Origin of the sequence: Mycolicibacterium pulveris, from assembly GCF_010725725.1 — a bacterium.
Taxonomy (GTDB): Bacteria; Actinomycetota; Actinomycetes; order Mycobacteriales; family Mycobacteriaceae; genus Mycobacterium; species Mycobacterium pulveris.
In genome coordinates this window covers 2,316,364-2,332,272 of sequence record NZ_AP022599.1, presented here as the reverse complement: position 1 = coordinate 2,332,272, position 15,909 = coordinate 2,316,364, and the positions used below count along the sequence as shown (strand labels likewise).

Genomic DNA, 15,909 nt, shown 5'->3' with positions numbered 1-15,909 from the left:
CCCCGCGCGCGGCGGTACCCGCCCTCACCGCCGGGCTCCGCTGGTGGACCGGCGCCGTTTCAGAGCCGAGCGAAGTTCTTGCTCCAGCCGCGCCGAGATCGCATGCCTGCTGCTCGGCATCGCGCGGATCACCACCCGGTCGGCCGGGTTGAGTTCATCGATCACCGCGCGGGCCACGTGCCGCAACCGGCGCGCCACTCGATGTCGTTGCACTGCGGTACCAACCGATTTCGAAACCACCAGCCCGATTTTCGGACCGTCTTCTGCCCCATTGTCCGCACGCAAGGTGTGCACGACCAGATCGGGCTGCACCGAGCGCACCCCTCGGCTCACCGTCGCCCCGAAGTCGCTCGACCGCGTCATCCGGTACCGCGCCGGAAGCACCGCGCTAGCTCCTGAGTCGGGCTACGCAGACAATGCGCGACGGCCCTTGCGGCGCCGGTTCGACACAATGGCCCGGCCGGCCCGGGTCCGCATCCGCAGCCGGAACCCATGCACGCGCGCCCGGCGCCGGTTGTTCGGCTGGAAAGTCCGCTTGCCCTTGGCCACGGCTCTATCTCCTTGTTGCGTCTTGCATCCGCAGCCCACACCGATCGACGATCGTGGTGCTGGACGCGGTTGCCGTTGGTAAGCTCGTCCGTCCCGCTTGACCGGCGCGGTCCCCACTTGATCCGGGTCGCAGCCGTGCCGCCACGTGCGGGCGACTGTTCGAGGGTACTGACGAGTTTTGCCTGGGTCAAACCTCGCCGGCGCCCCGGGCAAATCGTCACATCCGTCACAACTGCCCCGCCTCGGTGCAGGGCGAAAATCCGCTTCCGTCAATGTCGCGGAACGGTTGGCACTCGGCCAGAAAACTGTTAGCTTCTGCCAAGGCCGATTCGATAACGAAACGGCGACAGACAACGAAATGAGGATGGCCGAAAAGTCGCGAGCCCACGGGGGCACTACCAGCACTGTGACGCGCCCCGGCCCGTGCCCTCCTCACCGGCAGACAGGCAGACAACAGAGCGACGACGGTTGTCCGTTATCCACAATCTGTGGATAACCATGTGGACAGTTCGTCATCGTTCATTTGGTCGTCCCAGCGTCGGCCTAAAAGGGGGTACTAGTCATTGACAGCGGACCCCGACCCCCCGTTCGTTTCGGTGTGGAACGCCGTCGTCGCTGAACTCAACGGCGAATCCCGCCCGACCGACGCCCCCAACGGGGACCCGACCATCCCCACCCTCACCCCTCAGCAAAGGGCGTGGCTGAAGCTGGTCAAACCGCTTGTCATCACCGAAGGCTTTGCTCTGCTGTCGGTACCCACCCCGTTCGTGCAGAACGAGATCGAACGACACCTGCGCGAACCGATCATCACCGCGCTCAGCCGCCAACTCGGTCAGCGCGTCGAACTCGGCGTGCGCATCGCCGCTCCGTCCTCAGACGACACCGACGACAGTTCCGCCGGGTACCAACCCACCTCGTCCCAGGCCGTCGAGCCCGATGAGGTCGACGAAGTCTCCGAAGCCCTGGCCAGCGCCGAAGAGAGTTGGCCGCGCTACTTCGCCAATCGGCAACTCAATCCCACCACCGACGAGGACACCGCGGTCAACCTCAACCGCCGCTACACCTTCGAGACCTTCGTCATCGGCGCATCGAACCGATTCGCTCACGCCGCCACCCTCGCGATCGCGGAGGCACCGGCACGCGCCTACAACCCCCTGTTCATCTGGGGTGAATCCGGGCTCGGCAAGACCCATCTACTCCATGCCGCGGGCAATTACGCCCAGCGCCTGTTCCCCGGGATGCGGGTCAAATACGTCTCGACCGAGGAATTCACCAACGACTTCATCAACTCGCTGCGCGACGACCGCAAGGCCTCCTTCAAACGCAGTTACCGCGACATCGACGTCCTGCTGGTCGACGACATCCAGTTCATCGAGGGTAAGGAAGGCATCCAGGAGGAGTTCTTCCACACCTTCAACACGCTGCACAACGCCAACAAGCAGATCGTCATCTCCTCGGACCGGCCGCCCAAACAGCTCGCCACCCTCGAGGACCGGTTGCGGACGCGGTTCGAATGGGGCCTGATCACCGACGTCCAGCCCCCCGAACTGGAGACCCGTATCGCGATCCTGCGCAAGAAAGCGCAGATGGACCGCCTCGACGTGCCAGACGATGTGCTCGAGCTCATCGCCAGCAGCATCGAGCGCAACATCCGCGAACTCGAGGGTGCGCTCATTCGAGTCACCGCCTTCGCCTCGCTGAACAAGACCCCGATCGACCGGTCGCTGGCCGAGATCGTCTTGCGCGATCTCATCTCCGACGCCAGCACCATGCAGATCAGCACGGCCGCGATCATGGCCACCACCGCCGAGTACTTCGAAACCACCGTCGAGGAACTCCGTGGCCCCGGAAAGACCCGCGCACTGGCCCAGTCCCGACAGATCGCGATGTATCTGTGCCGAGAGCTCACCGACCTCTCCCTACCCAAGATCGGGCAGGCATTCGGCCGTGATCACACCACAGTGATGTACGCGGAGAAGAAGATTCGCGCCGAGATGGCCGAGCGCCGCGAAGTGTTCGATCACGTCAAGGAACTCACCACCAGGATCCGGCAGCGCGCCAAGCGCTGAACCCACCCCCGGCGTCCCCCGACGTCCGTTGCCGCCAAGAATTCGCAAAAATCTTTGGCATCTTCAGCACCAGTCGTCACACCGGCAGGCTGTGCACATCGGTGTGGACAGCCTGGGGTCAACCGTTGAATCACCGGCCTGGTCCTACACAGCCCGGCCGTATTCCACAGCGGCTGTCATTTCATCAACGACCCATCCACAGGTCATTCACAGCACCGAATCGCGTTGTGCTGGGGACAACACCGGGTTATCCCCAATGTGCACAGGACCTAATACTGTTGCTTGGTTATCTCAAGAGACTGTCCTCAGAAGAAGGCGGCTGGGGAGATACCCTTTCGTCCAGGTTTCAAACCGGTCGCCGACCTGCATGTCAGCCCGATCGATTAGCTTTCAAGTTGACGCGGAAAGCTCTACGGTGGTTCAGCGGCAGCCGTTACGGTCGTTGCGACGCAGTCGGTCGAATGCGGGTGAAACACCGGTGAACCGCTGCGTAATGCTTGTTGTGTTCATGATCGAAGGGACCCAATGGACGTGGCGACGACAACGGTCGGTCTCACCGATTTGAAGTTCCGGCTGGTACGCGAAGACTTCGCCGACGCGGTGGCCTGGGTAGCCCGAAACCTCCCCACCCGGCCGACGGTTCCGGTACTGGCCGGCGTGTTGCTCACCGGCACCGACGACGGTCTGACGATCTCGGGCTTCGACTACGAAGTGTCGGCCGAGGTGCAGGTTCCCGCCGAAATAGCCTCTCCGGGAAGCGTTTTGGTTTCAGGCCGGTTGTTGTCCGATATCACCAGGGCACTGCCGGCCAAACCGATCGATGTCAGCGTCGAGGGCACCAGGGTGTCGCTGACCTGCGGCAGCGCCCGGTTCTCGCTGCCGACGATGGCGGTGGAGGACTACCCCACCCTGCCCACCCTCCCCGAGGAGACAGGCGTGCTGTCCTCGGAGCTGTTCGCCGAGGCGATCGGCCAGGTCGCCGTGGCTGCCGGCCGCGACGACACGCTGCCGATGCTCACCGGCATCAGGGTGGAAATCGCCGGGGAGAAGGTGGTTTTGGCGGCCACTGACCGGTTCCGCCTGGCCGTTCGGGAGTTGACCTGGTCCACGGCGGCGGCAGATCTGGAAGCCGCGGTTCTGGTCCCGGCCAAGACGTTGGCCGAGGCGGCGAAGGCGGCCACCGACGGCGGCGAGGTCCACCTGTCGTTGGGTGCCGGGTCCGCCGTCGGGCAGGAGGGTCTGCTGGGGATCCGCAGCCAAGGTAAGCGCAGCACCACCCGCCTGCTGGACGCCGAGTTCCCCAAGTTCCGCCAGCTGTTGCCCACCGAGCACACCTCGGTGGCGACCATCGGCGTCGCCGAGCTCTCCGAGGCCATCAAACGGGTCGCGCTGGTCGCCGACCGTGGTGCACAGGTGCGGATGGAGTTCGCCGACGATGTGTTGCGGCTGTCGGCAGGCGCCGACGACGTCGGGCGCGCGGAAGAGGATCTGCCGGTCACGTTCGCCGGCGATCCGCTGACCATTGCGTTCAACCCCACATACCTGACCGACGGCTTGGGGTCATTGCACTCGGATCGGGTGACGTTCGGGTTCACCACCCCCAGTCGGCCCGCCGTGTTGCGCCCGGCCGGCGACGAGGACGTCGAGGTCGGGGCGACGGGCCCGTTCCCTGCCGCGCAGACGGACTACGTCTACCTGTTGATGCCGGTGCGGCTTCCCGGCTGACCGGCCCGATCGCCAGAGAGGGGCGGATATGCAACTGGGTCTGGTCGGTCTGGGCAAGATGGGCTTCAACATGCGCGAGCGCCTGCGCAAGGCCGGGCATGAGGTCATCGGCTTCGACCCGAGGCCCGAAGTCAGTGACGTGCCGTCGCTCGGTGCCCTTGCTGCCGCGCTCCAGCCACCGCGGGTGGTGTGGGTGATGGTCCCATCGGGCGCGGTCACCCGCGAAACGATCACCAGTTTGGCGGAGGAACTCGGCGCGGGCGACCTGGTCATCGACGGCGGCAATTCGCGCTACACCGAGGATGTGCCACACGCGAAGATGTTGGGCGACAGGGGAATCGCCTTCATCGACGCGGGCGTATCGGGTGGCGTCTGGGGACTGAAGGAAGGGTACGGCCTGATGATCGGCGGCGCCGACGTCGATGTCGAGCGCGCGATGCCGATCTTCGACGCGTTGCGCCCGGGCGGGCCGCGGGAGGACGGGTTCGTGCACGCCGGACCGGTGGGCGCGGGTCACTTCGCGAAGATGGTGCACAACGGCGTCGAATACGCCTTGATGACCGCCTACGCCGAAGGCTACGAAATGCTGGAGGCCGAAGATCTCATCCGGGACCCCCAAGCCGTCTATCAGGCCTGGACCAACGGCACCGTGGTCCGGTCCTGGTTGCAGCAGTTGCTGGCGAAGGCGTTGAAAGAGGATCCGGGTTTCGCCGAGATCAGCGGCTACACCGAGGATTCCGGTGAAGGACGCTGGACGGTGGAGGAGGCGATCCGGTTGCGGGTGCCCGTGCCCAGCATCGCGGCGGCGCTGTTCGCGCGGTTCCTGTCGCGCCAAGACGAGTCACCCACGATGAAGGCGGTCGCGGCGCTGCGCAACCAGTTCGGCGGGCACGCGGTCAAACGGATCAGCGAGTCGGGCTAGTGGCTGCATACGCGAGGAGCGATTAGCGTGCATGTCCGTCGTCTCGGGTTGACCGATTTCCGGTCCTGGCCGCGGATCGACATGGACCTCGAGCCGGGACGCACCGTCTTCGTCGGCCCGAACGGCTTCGGCAAGACGAATATCATTGAGGCACTGTGGTATTCGGCGACCCTGGGATCACATCGGGTGGCGACCGACGCGCCGCTGATCCGCACCGGCGCGGCGCGCGCGGTGGTGTCGACCATCGTGGTCAACGACGGCCGTGAACTCGCGGTGGATCTGGAGATCACCGCCGGCCGGGCCAACAAGGCCCGGCTCAACCGCTCACCGGTACGCGCGGCACGCGAGATTCTCGGGGTGTTGCGCGCGGTGTTGTTCGCGCCGGAGGATCTGGCGCTGGTGCGCGGGGACCCCGGGGAACGCCGGCGCTACCTGGACGAGCTCGCCACCACCCGCCGTCCGCAGATCGCGGCCGTGCGCGCGGACTACGACAAGGTGCTCCGGCAGCGGACCGCGCTGTTGAAGACCGCGGCGGCCGCGCGGTATCGCGGCGATCGCGGGGTGTTGGACACCCTCGACGTGTGGGACGGGCACCTGGCCGAAAAGGGGGCGCGGCTCATCGCGGCCCGCGTCGACCTCGTCAACCAGCTCGCCCCGGAGGTGGAGAAGGCCTACCAACTGCTGGCGCCGTCATCGCGGCCCGCGTCGATCCGGTACCGCAGCGGGGTCGAGCTGGTCGAACAGGAAAGCGCCGCAGGCACCGGGAACGTGGAACTGTTCGAGACGGCGCTGCTGGATGCGGTGGCGCGGCGCCGCGACGCCGAGCTCGAGCGGGGGGTGTGCCTGGTCGGCCCGCACCGCGACGATCTGGAGCTGCGGTTGGGTGATCAAGTCGCGAAAGGCTTTGCCAGCCATGGGGAGTCGTGGTCGGTGGCGTTGGCGTTGCGGTTGGCGGCCTATGAGTTGTTGCGGGCGGAGGCCGGCGACCCGGTGCTGTTGCTCGACGATGTGTTCGCCGAACTGGACAGCTCGCGCCGTCAGGCGCTGGCCAACGTCGCGGCCGACGCCGAACAGGTGTTGGTCACCGCCGCGGTCGCCGACGACATCCCCGCTGACTGGGATGCGCGCCGGATCGAGGTGTCGATGCGCGACGGCGATGACGGCCGGATCTCCGAGGTGAGGGGGGTCGCCGATGAGCGATGACGAGTTGCGCCCGCCCGAGCATCTGGCGGGTCTCGCCGGGATGGACCTGGTTCGGCGCACCTTGGAGGAGGCGCGCGGTGCCGCGCGGCGCCAAGGTAAGGACGTGGGCCGTGGCCGGCAACCGCGGCCGCGGCGGGTGGCGGGGACCAGCCGGCGCCGCTGGTCGGGCCCGGGACCGGATTCGCGCGATCCGCAGCCGCTGGGCTCGGCGGCGCGCGAGGTCGCCCGCACCCGCGGCTGGTCCGGGCGGGTGGCACAAGGTGCGGTGTTCGGACGGTGGACCGCGGTCGTCGGCGAGCAGATCGCCGCGCACGCCACACCCACCACGCTGCACGACGGCGTGCTGACGGTCTCGGCGGAATCCACGGCATGGGCCACCCAGCTGCGGATGGTGCAGGCGCAACTTCTGGCCAAGATCGCCGCCGCGGTCGGCGACGGGGTGGTCACGTCACTGAAGATCGTTGGTCCGGTGGCCCCGTCGTGGCGGAAGGGGCCCTATCACATCGCGGGCCGCGGGCCTCGCGACACCTACGGTTAGGGGCGGTCCGAGAAGTTCCTGAATCGCACTAGAACGCTTCGATCCGCGTTCCCGAGCGTCATCAGGCACCTTGAGGCGAAAAATTCCACAGGCGACGCAAATAGGTGTGTAGAAACGCCCCCTGAGAATCGGTCCTGACGGTACTTGCCGGTAGACTGGTGTCAGATCCGCGGGCGGTGGTCGACCGCTCAGCATGCCTCCCCCGGCAAGAGACTTAAGGAGACCCGTCCACGTGGCTGCCCAGAAGAAGAGTGCTCCCAAGGAGTACGGCGCCGATGCAATCACCATTCTCGAGGGGCTGGAGGCTGTCCGCAAACGTCCGGGCATGTACATCGGCTCCACGGGTGAGCGTGGTCTGCACCACCTCATTTGGGAGGTGGTGGACAACTCGATCGACGAGGCGATGGCGGGCTATGCCACCAGGGTCGACGTCAAACTTCTGGCCGACGGCAGTGTCGAGGTCACCGACGACGGCCGCGGCATCCCGGTGGCCAAGCACAAGCAGGCCGGCATCCCCACCGTCGACGTGGTCATGACCCAGCTGCACGCCGGCGGCAAGTTCGGCGGGGAGAACAGCGGCTACGCAGTCAGCGGTGGTCTGCACGGCGTGGGTGTGTCGGTGGTCAACGCGCTGTCCTCGCGTGTCGAGGTGACCATCATGCGGGACGGCTACGAGTGGTTCCAGTACTACGACCGATCCGTGCCCGGCGAGCTCAAGCAGGGAGGCAAGACTAAGAAGACCGGGACGACGGTGCGGTTCTGGCCCGATCCCGACATCTTCGAGACCACCGAGTACGACTTCGAGACCGTCGCGCGCCGCCTGCAGGAGCAGGCGTTCCTGAACAAGGGTCTGACCATCTCGTTGATCGACGAGCGGGTCCGGGCCGAAGAGGTCACCGACGAGGTCGTCAGCGACGTCGCCGAGGCGCCGAAGTCCGCCGAGGAGAAGGCCGCCGAGGCGGCCGAGCCCTTCAAGGTCAAGCACCGCACGTTCCACTACCCCGGTGGCCTGGTCGACTTCGTCAAGCACATCAACCGGACCAAGACCCCGATCCACCAGAGCATCATCGACTTCTCCGGTAAGGGCGACGGCCACGAAGTCGAGGTCGCGCTGCAGTGGAACGCCGGCTACTCCGAGTCGGTTCACACCTTCGCCAACACCATCAACACCCACGAGGGCGGCACCCACGAGGAGGGCTTCCGGGCGGCGCTGACCAGCGTGGTCAACAAGTACGCCAAAGACAAGAAGCTGCTCAAGGACAAGGACCCCAACCTCACCGGCGACGACATCCGCGAGGGCCTGGCCGCGGTCATCTCGGTGAAGGTGGCCGAACCGCAGTTCGAGGGTCAGACCAAGACCAAACTCGGCAACACCGAGGTGAAGTCGTTCGTGCAGAAGATCTGCAACGAACAGCTGGGCCACTGGTTCGAGGCCAACCCCGCCGAGGCGAAAACCGTTGTGAACAAGGCGGTCTCATCCGCACAGGCGCGCATCGCCGCGCGCAAGGCGCGTGAGTTGGTGCGTCGCAAGAGTGCCACCGACATCGGCGGACTGCCGGGCAAGCTGGCCGACTGCCGCTCCACCGATCCGCGCAAGTCCGAACTCTATATCGTGGAGGGCGACTCGGCGGGCGGCTCGGCCAAGAGCGGGCGCGACTCGATGTTCCAGGCGATCCTGCCGTTGCGCGGCAAGATCATCAACGTCGAGAAGGCCCGCATCGACCGGGTGCTGAAAAACACCGAGGTGCAGGCGATCATCACCGCGCTGGGCACCGGCATCCACGACGAATTCGACATCTCCAAGCTGCGCTATCACAAGATCGTGCTGATGGCCGACGCCGACGTGGACGGCCAGCACATCGCCACGCTGCTGTTGACGCTGCTGTTCCGGTTCATGAAGCCGCTCATCGAGAACGGCCACGTGTACCTGGCACAGCCGCCGCTGTACAAGCTGAAATGGCAACGCAGCGAACCGGAATTCGCCTACTCGGACCGCGAGCGCGACGCGCTGCTGGAAGCGGGCCTGGCTGCCGGCAAGAAGATCAACAAGGACGACGGCATCCAGCGGTACAAGGGCCTCGGCGAGATGGACGCCAAGGAACTGTGGGAAACCACGATGGACCCGTCCACCAGGATTCTGCGCCAGGTCACCCTGGACGACGCGGCCGCCGCCGATGAGCTGTTCTCGGTGCTGATGGGCGAGGACGTGGAAGCACGCCGCAGCTTCATCACACGAAACGCCAAAGACGTGCGCTTCCTTGACGTTTAGAACATTTGAAATCAACCAGTAGGACTCATTAAATGACTGACACCACGTTGCCACCCGGCGACGAAGCAGGCGACCGCATCGAACCGGTCGACATCCAGCAGGAGATGCAGCGCAGCTACATCGATTACGCGATGAGCGTCATCGTCGGCCGCGCGTTGCCCGAGGTCCGCGACGGTCTCAAGCCGGTGCACCGCCGGGTGCTCTACGCCATGTACGACTCGGGTTTCCGACCCGATCGCAGCCACGCGAAATCCGCGCGCTCCGTCGCCGAAACGATGGGCAACTACCACCCGCACGGCGACGCGTCGATCTACGACACCCTGGTCCGGATGGCCCAGCCGTGGTCGCTGCGCTACCCACTGGTCGACGGGCAGGGCAACTTCGGCTCACCGGGCAACGACCCGCCTGCGGCCATGAGGTACACCGAGGCGCGGCTGACCCCGTTGGCGATGGAGATGCTGCGCGAAATCGACGAGGAGACCGTCGATTTCGTTCCCAATTATGACGGCCGGGTGCAGGAACCCACCGTGCTACCGAGCCGGTTCCCGAACCTGTTGGCCAACGGCTCGGGCGGCATCGCGGTTGGCATGGCCACCAACATCCCGCCGCACAACCTGCGCGAGCTCGCCGAAGCGGTGTACTGGTGCCTGGAGAACTTCGATGCCGACGAGGAGAAGACACTCAAGGCCGTCTCTAAACGCGTCAAGGGACCGGACTTCCCCACAGCCGGGATGATCGTTGGCTCACAAGGTATTACGGACGCCTACACCACCGGTCGCGGCTCCATCAAGATGCGCGGCGTCGCCGAGATCGAAGAAGACAGCCGTGGCCGCACCGGCCTCGTCATCACCGAGCTGCCGTATCAGGTCAACCACGACAACTTCATCACGTCGATCGCCGAACAGGTACGCGACGGCAAGATCGCCGGTATCGCCAACATCGAAGACCAGTCCAGCGACCGGGTCGGGCTGCGCATCGTCATCGAGCTCAAGCGCGATGCGGTGGCCAAGGTGGTGCTGAACAACCTCTACAAGCACACCCAGCTGCAGACCAGCTTCGGCGCCAACATGCTCGCGATCGTCGACGGGGTCCCCCGCACCCTGCGGCTGGACCAGATGATCCGGCACTACGTCAACCATCAGCTCGACGTCATCGTGCGGCGCACCACCTACCGGCTGCGCAAGGCCAACGAACGGGCCCACATCCTGCGCGGTCTGGTCAAGGCGCTCGACGCCCTCGACGAGGTGATCGCGTTGATCCGGGCCTCGGAGACCGTGGACATCGCGCGCCAGGGCCTGATCGAGCTGCTCGACATCGACGACATCCAGGCCCAGGCCATCCTGGACATGCAGTTGCGTCGGCTGGCAGCCCTGGAACGGCAGCGGATCGTCGACGACCTGGCCAAGATCGAGGCCGAGATCGCCGATCTGGAAGACATCCTGGCCAAGCCCGAGCGGCAGCGCGGGATCGTGCGCGACGAACTCAAGGAGATCGTCGACAAGTACGGCGATGACCGTCGCACCCGGATCGTGGCCGCCGACGGCGACGTCAGCGACGAGGACCTGATCGCCCGCGAGGACGTCGTCGTCACGATCACCGAGACCGGCTACGCCAAGCGCACCAAGACCGACCTCTACCGCAGCCAGAAGCGGGGCGGCAAGGGCGTGCAGGGCGCCGGGCTCAAGCAGGACGACATCGTCAACCACTTCTTCGTCTGCTCGACGCACGACTGGATCCTGTTCTTCACCACGCAGGGCCGGGTGTACCGGGCCAAGGCCTACGACCTGCCGGAGGCGTCGCGCACCGCGCGCGGCCAGCACGTGGCCAACCTGCTGGCGTTCCAGCCCGAGGAGCGCATCGCCCAGGTCATTCAGATCAAGACCTACGAGGACGCGCCCTATCTGGTGCTGGCCACCCGAAACGGGCTGGTGAAGAAGTCGCGGCTGACCGAGTTCGACTCCAACCGCTCCGGCGGCATCGTGGCGATCAACCTGCGCGAGGGCGACGAGCTGGTCGGCGCCGTGTTGTGCTCGGCCGAGGACGACCTGCTGCTGGTGTCGGCCAAGGGCCAGTCCATCCGGTTCTCGGCAACCGACGAGGCGCTGCGCCCGATGGGCCGGGCCACCTCGGGTGTGCAGGGCATGCGGTTCAACGCCGACGACGAGCTGCTGTCGCTGAACGTCGTGCGCGAAGGCACGTATCTGCTGGTCGCCACGTCCGGCGGCTACGCCAAGCGCACCGCGATCGAGGAATACCCGGTGCAGGGCCGCGGCGGCAAAGGGGTGCTGACGATCCAGTACGACAAACGTCGTGGCACGCTAGTCGGTGCGTTGATCGTCGATGACGACACGGAGCTGTACGCCATCACCTCGGGTGGGGGCGTCATCCGGACGGCGGCTCGCCAGGTCCGCAAGGCCGGGCGGCAAACCAAGGGCGTCCGGTTGATGAACCTGGGTGAGGGCGACACACTGGTTGCCATCGCGCGCAACGCCGAGCATGGTGACAGCACCGACGAGGTCAACACCGACCCCGGCGCCTGAGCAGCCGGTCACCAGTGAGGAGCGGTAGGTGAGTTCACCGAACGAGCCGGGAAACCCGCGCGCGGTCGATGGTCCCACCGGCGCCAACGGCGCGGGTGGTGGGCCCGAGCACGACGGTGGCGCGCTGGGGGCCGCAGCGTCGCGTCCGGGTGTCTCCGAGCGCGGTGACGCTCCGCCCTGGCAGCGGGGCGCAGGGGCGCGCAACGTCGGCGCGGCGCACCGGCCGCAGGAGGCTCCGCCGCGGCGGCGCCCGGTGGCGGGACGCGGGCCCAGCACCCGGGGTGAGGAGCCGCGCTCGCCGGAGCAACCGCGTCCGCCAGAACAGCCGCGTCCGCCCGAGAAGCAAACCGAGGAGGCGGCCCGCGGCGGCGGCCCCTCCCCCGCCCCCGACGCTCGACCGGCTGCCGGCGCCGAGACCCGGCAGGGTCGGCCGGAGGCCTACAGCAGCGAGCTGCCGGACCTGTCCGGACCGATGCCGCGCCCCGCGCAGCGCAAGCCCGCGCCCGAGCGGCCCACCGCGGAACCGACGACCCGCCCGGTCGGTCCCGCCGGCCGCATCCAGGTCGGCGCCCGGCACCACGGCCCGGTTCGGGCCAGCATGCAGATCCGCCGGATCGACCCGTGGAGCACGCTGAAGGTGTCGCTGGTGTTGTCGGTGGCGTTGTTCTTCGTGTGGATGATCGCGGTCGCGTTCTTGTACCTGGCGCTCGGCGGGATGGGTGTGTGGAGCAAGCTCAACAGCAACGTCGGCGATCTGCTCACCAGCGCCAGCGGCGCGTCCGGCGGCGAATTGGTGTCCAGCGGCACCATCTTCGGCAGCGCGGCGTTGATCGGGTTGGTCAACATCGTGTTGCTGACCGCGATGGCCACCGTGGGCGCGTTCGTCTACAACCTCACCACCGATTTGGTCGGCGGCATCGAAGTCACCCTTGCCGATCGGGATTGAGTTTGGGCGGCGGCTTATCCTTGCGGTAATCTCGTCGCTCGGCCGAAGGGCGTACGGGGCTATAGCTCAGGCGGTTAGAGCGCTTCGCTGATAACGAAGAGGTCGGAGGTTCGAGTCCTCCTAGCCCCACGGGAAGGTTTCGACCAATGAGGCTGGCGCTGCTGCTCGCCACGGGAGTCGCCGCGGTGGTGGCCGTCACGGTGTGGCGGTCGCGGCACGGGCCCGAGGTGTGGCACGTCGCCTAGCCGCCGCATCGGCCGGACCCGGCACGGGGCCTTAGCTCAGTTGGTAGAGCGCTACCTTTGCAAGGTAGATGTCAGGAGTTCGATTCTCCTAGGCTCCACAAGCTACGAAATGTGCTGCACCGCTTGCGGTCAGGGCTTGGGTGTCACCTCGACGCTCGGCGGCAGCGGCGAGGGCTCCGGCTGCGTCGACCGGCGCACGATCGAGAACGCCACCGCTCCCCCGGCCAGCACCACCACGCCGAGCGCGGCCAGCAGCAGCGGCCGCCGTCGCCGCCGCGCGCGGGCCTTCGTCAACGCCTGCGGCAGGCCCGACACCACCTCCTGAGCCGCGGCGAGCTCGGTGCCGATCACCTCCTGAGCGGCGGCCAGGTCCTTGCTCAACTGCTCCTTCAGCCGGCCCTGGCGGTAGCGCTCCCCCACCCAGGCGGCCGACGACTGCGCGCCGCTGAGCCCGAGACCCAGCGCGCCTCGGGTGACGTCGACCGGGCCGACCGCCGAATACTTCAGCCCGCGGCTCAACCGCTGCCCCGGGGTCAACCGCTCGTCCGTCGTCGTGCGCATCCGACACCTCTTTCAGCCGCTCGCCAGTTGCTACCAGACTGCCATCATCGGTTACCCGGCGGTGCCCGTTAGGCGCGGTGCGCGGGCGTGGCACACTGGCTTCCCGTGACGAGCCCTATTCAGACAGCGACCGCGACGCTGCACACCAACCGCGGTGACATCAAGATCGCACTCTTCGGAAACCACGCGCCCAAAACCGTCGCCAACTTCGTCGGCCTGGCGCAGGGCAGCAAGGAGTACCGCGGTGAGAACGCATCCGGCGGCTCGTCGGGCCCGTTCTACGACGGCAGCATCTTCCACCGCGTCATCGCCGGGTTCATGATCCAGGGCGGCGACCCGACGGGCACCGGCCGGGGCGGGCCGGGCTACGAGTTCTCCGACGAGTTCCATCCCGAGCTGCAGTTCGACAAGCCCTACCTGCTGGCGATGGCCAACCGCGGCCCCGGCACCAACGGCTCGCAGTTCTTCATCACCGTCGGCAAGACGCCCCACCTCAACCGCAAGCACACCATCTTCGGGGAGGTCGTCGACCCCGAGTCGCAGAAGGTCGTGGACGCGATCGCCACCACCGCCACCGACCGCAACGATCGGCCCACCGATCCGGTGGTCATCGACTCGATCACGATCAGCTGACCGAGATCATCGGGTGCCGGCGTAACCGGCTTTCGTGAGCGCGTCGAGCACGTTCAGGGGGTCGGTGCCCAGATCCCACCGGGTGAGGACCAGGAGCTGATCGTCGGCGGTGTCGATCTCCAGCAAGCGCTGCTTACGGGCGAGCCGGTTGAATTCGGTGATCCGGATGCGCCGGATATCAGCGGGGCGCAGATGTCGTGTGCCGGCCCAGCCGCGGAACACCAGGCCGTCGTCGGCAATCGCCAGCTTGGGCCGCGCACGCCACGACATCGTTGCGAATGCCAATAATCCGACGGCGGCAACGCCCCCCAGAATGCGCCCCGGCGGGTCTGTGATTATGGTCACAACGAGGGTAGCCAAGATAAGTCCCGCTATGCCGCAAGCTGCGATTCCGAGCGTAGGCGGGCTCCATTCAGTTTGCTGCACGTTTGGCTCACACCCTCTCACCGCCGGGAACGGGGTTATCCACAAGTGCTATCCCCAATGGGGATGAATCACACCCGTGTGATCTGGTGACAGCGAAGTTGCGAAACGGGTAACGCGGGGTGACCGAGATGAATTCATCTATGTGACGGGTGGGCTCAGCGCCACCGCATCGTGAGCAACAATCCCGTGATCATGAACGCGAACGCGATCGCGTAGTTCCACGGGCCGAGGTCGGCCATGAACGGGATGGCCGACGCGGCCAGCTGGAAGACCAGCAGCCACACCAGGCCGATCAGCATCAGGCTCACGAACAACACCACAAACCAGGTGCTCGACGGTCCGGCCTTGACCTTGACCGGGGTCCGGCTCACCGGATTGATGGTGAAGTCGTTCTTCTTACGAACCTTGGACTTGGGCATGGGTACCTTCGCGAGCAATCGGGGTCACACGGTGCGACGATGTAGCTAGCCTATCGCAGCCACCACCTCGCAGGAGACCAGCCGATGGACCCGACCGCCCCTCAGCAGGCGCGCAAGCGCACCGCGTGGCGGTTCGGGGTGCCCGCGGTCTGTCTGCTGGCCGGGATGCTGCTCGCTGCCACCCACGGCGTGTCCGGCGGTGACGAGATCCGGCGCAGCGACGCTCCCCGGCTCGTCGACCTGGTCCGTGAGACCCAGCAGTCGGTGGACCGGCTCAGCGCCGAACGCGACGCGCTGGCCGCGACCCTCGACAGCCACCACGGCGGCACCCCCGCCGCCGACGCCGCCCTCGCGGCCATCACCGCCCGCGCCGACCGGCTCGCCGTCGAGGCCGGGCTGGACCCGATGCGCGGGCCCGGTCTCGTCGTCACCCTCACCGACGCCCAGCGTGACGCCGAGGGCCGCTTCCCTCGCGACGCCTCCCCCGACGACCTCGTCGTGCACCAGCAGGACATCGACGCCGTGCTCAACGCGCTGTGGAGCGCGGGCGCCGAGGGCATCCAGATGCAGGACCAGCGCATCATCGGCACGTCGGCGCCGAGATGCGTAGGAAATACCCTGCTGCTCAACGGGCGCACCTACAGCCCGCCCTACGTGATCACCGCGATCGGGGACGCACAGGCCATGCAGGCCGCCCTGGGCGCCGCGCCCTTGGTCAAGCTGTATCGGCAGTACGTCGTGCGGTTCGGGCTGGGCTACTCCGAGGAACCGCGGTCCGCGGTCGAGATCGTCGGGCACAAGCAACCCGTGCGGATGGAGTTCGCCAAGCCGGCGGGCCCGGTGGGTTACTGAGTGATTCGGGCG

General features: G+C 66.8%; 15 protein-coding genes and 2 tRNA genes. 12 read left to right on the top strand and 5 right to left on the bottom strand.

What is annotated here, in order from left to right; all coding sequences use genetic code 11:
* Positions 1–24 precede the first annotated feature (24 nt).
* Positions 25–384, bottom strand: coding sequence for a ribonuclease P protein component (gene rnpA, locus G6N28_RS11215; protein ID WP_163900268.1), 360 nt, complete (start codon positions 382–384; stop codon positions 25–27).
* Between the two features lie 21 nt (positions 385–405).
* Positions 406–549 (bottom strand): 50S ribosomal protein L34, encoded by a 144-nt coding sequence (gene rpmH / locus G6N28_RS11210; RefSeq protein ID WP_082933415.1) that lies wholly within the window; start codon positions 547–549, stop codon positions 406–408.
* Between the two features lie 563 nt (positions 550–1,112).
* On the opposite strand from rpmH, the gene dnaA reads away from it, so the two are divergent.
* The 10 genes from dnaA to G6N28_RS11160 all read left to right on the top strand — a co-directional run bounded on the left by dnaA (position 1,113) and on the right by G6N28_RS11160 (position 13,104).
* Positions 1,113–2,618: a chromosomal replication initiator protein DnaA gene (dnaA, locus tag G6N28_RS11205; RefSeq protein ID WP_163900267.1), complete on the top strand. Its 1,506-nt coding sequence runs from the start codon at positions 1,113–1,115 to the stop codon at positions 2,616–2,618.
* Positions 2,619–3,149: 531 nt separating this feature from the next.
* A complete protein-coding gene (gene dnaN / locus G6N28_RS11200; protein ID WP_179962057.1) occupies positions 3,150–4,343 on the top strand; it encodes a DNA polymerase III subunit beta in 1,194 nt (397 codons plus the stop codon).
* Between the two features lie 28 nt (positions 4,344–4,371).
* The gene (gene gnd / locus G6N28_RS11195; protein ID WP_163900263.1) at positions 4,372–5,265 is read left to right on the top strand and encodes a phosphogluconate dehydrogenase (NAD(+)-dependent, decarboxylating); all 894 of its coding nucleotides are present in this window, start codon (positions 4,372–4,374) and stop codon (positions 5,263–5,265) included.
* Positions 5,266–5,292: 27 nt separating this feature from the next.
* A complete protein-coding gene (gene recF, locus G6N28_RS11190) occupies positions 5,293–6,468 on the top strand; it encodes a DNA replication/repair protein RecF (RefSeq protein ID WP_163900261.1) in 1,176 nt (391 codons plus the stop codon).
* Entirely contained in the window at positions 6,458–7,006 is a 549-nt protein-coding gene (locus G6N28_RS11185) for a DUF721 family protein (RefSeq protein ID WP_163900259.1), read from the top strand. The genes recF and G6N28_RS11185 overlap by 11 nt, the downstream gene beginning before the upstream one ends.
* Before the next feature lie 232 nt (positions 7,007–7,238).
* Positions 7,239–9,275 carry a DNA topoisomerase (ATP-hydrolyzing) subunit B gene (gene gyrB / locus G6N28_RS11180; protein WP_163900258.1) on the top strand — a complete coding sequence of 679 codons (2,037 nt, stop codon included), beginning with the start codon at positions 7,239–7,241 and terminating at the stop codon, positions 9,273–9,275.
* A gap of 32 nt (positions 9,276–9,307) precedes the next feature.
* Positions 9,308–11,815: a DNA gyrase subunit A gene (gene gyrA / locus G6N28_RS11175; protein ID WP_163900255.1), complete on the top strand. Its 2,508-nt coding sequence runs from the start codon at positions 9,308–9,310 to the stop codon at positions 11,813–11,815.
* A gap of 28 nt (positions 11,816–11,843) precedes the next feature.
* Positions 11,844–12,761 carry a DUF3566 domain-containing protein gene (locus tag G6N28_RS11170; RefSeq protein ID WP_163900253.1) on the top strand — a complete coding sequence of 306 codons (918 nt, stop codon included), beginning with the start codon at positions 11,844–11,846 and terminating at the stop codon, positions 12,759–12,761.
* Between the two features lie 55 nt (positions 12,762–12,816).
* Positions 12,817–12,890 (top strand) — tRNA-Ile (locus G6N28_RS11165).
* Between the two features lie 141 nt (positions 12,891–13,031).
* Positions 13,032–13,104, top strand: a tRNA-Ala gene (locus G6N28_RS11160).
* A 31-nt stretch (positions 13,105–13,135) separates the two neighbouring features.
* Here G6N28_RS11160 and cwsA read toward each other — a convergent pair.
* Positions 13,136–13,567 carry a cell wall synthesis protein CwsA gene (gene cwsA / locus G6N28_RS11155; protein ID WP_163900251.1) on the bottom strand — a complete coding sequence of 144 codons (432 nt, stop codon included), beginning with the start codon at positions 13,565–13,567 and terminating at the stop codon, positions 13,136–13,138.
* 105 nt (positions 13,568–13,672) lie between these two features.
* Between cwsA and G6N28_RS11150 the strand changes: the two genes are divergently transcribed.
* A complete protein-coding gene (locus tag G6N28_RS11150) occupies positions 13,673–14,200 on the top strand; it encodes a peptidylprolyl isomerase (RefSeq protein WP_163900249.1) in 528 nt (175 codons plus the stop codon).
* 6 nt (positions 14,201–14,206) lie between these two features.
* Here the strand turns inward: G6N28_RS11150 and G6N28_RS11145 are convergent, their stop codons facing one another.
* Both G6N28_RS11145 and crgA read right to left on the bottom strand, forming a co-directional pair.
* Positions 14,207–14,626 carry a PH domain-containing protein gene (locus tag G6N28_RS11145; protein WP_163900247.1) on the bottom strand — a complete coding sequence of 140 codons (420 nt, stop codon included), beginning with the start codon at positions 14,624–14,626 and terminating at the stop codon, positions 14,207–14,209.
* 155 nt (positions 14,627–14,781) lie between these two features.
* A complete protein-coding gene (gene crgA, locus G6N28_RS11140; RefSeq protein WP_163900245.1) occupies positions 14,782–15,045 on the bottom strand; it encodes a cell division protein CrgA in 264 nt (87 codons plus the stop codon).
* A gap of 84 nt (positions 15,046–15,129) precedes the next feature.
* On the opposite strand from crgA, the gene G6N28_RS11135 reads away from it, so the two are divergent.
* The gene (locus G6N28_RS11135; RefSeq protein ID WP_163900243.1) at positions 15,130–15,897 is read left to right on the top strand and encodes a DUF881 domain-containing protein; all 768 of its coding nucleotides are present in this window, start codon (positions 15,130–15,132) and stop codon (positions 15,895–15,897) included.
* The last annotated feature ends 12 nt before the right edge of the window (positions 15,898–15,909 follow it).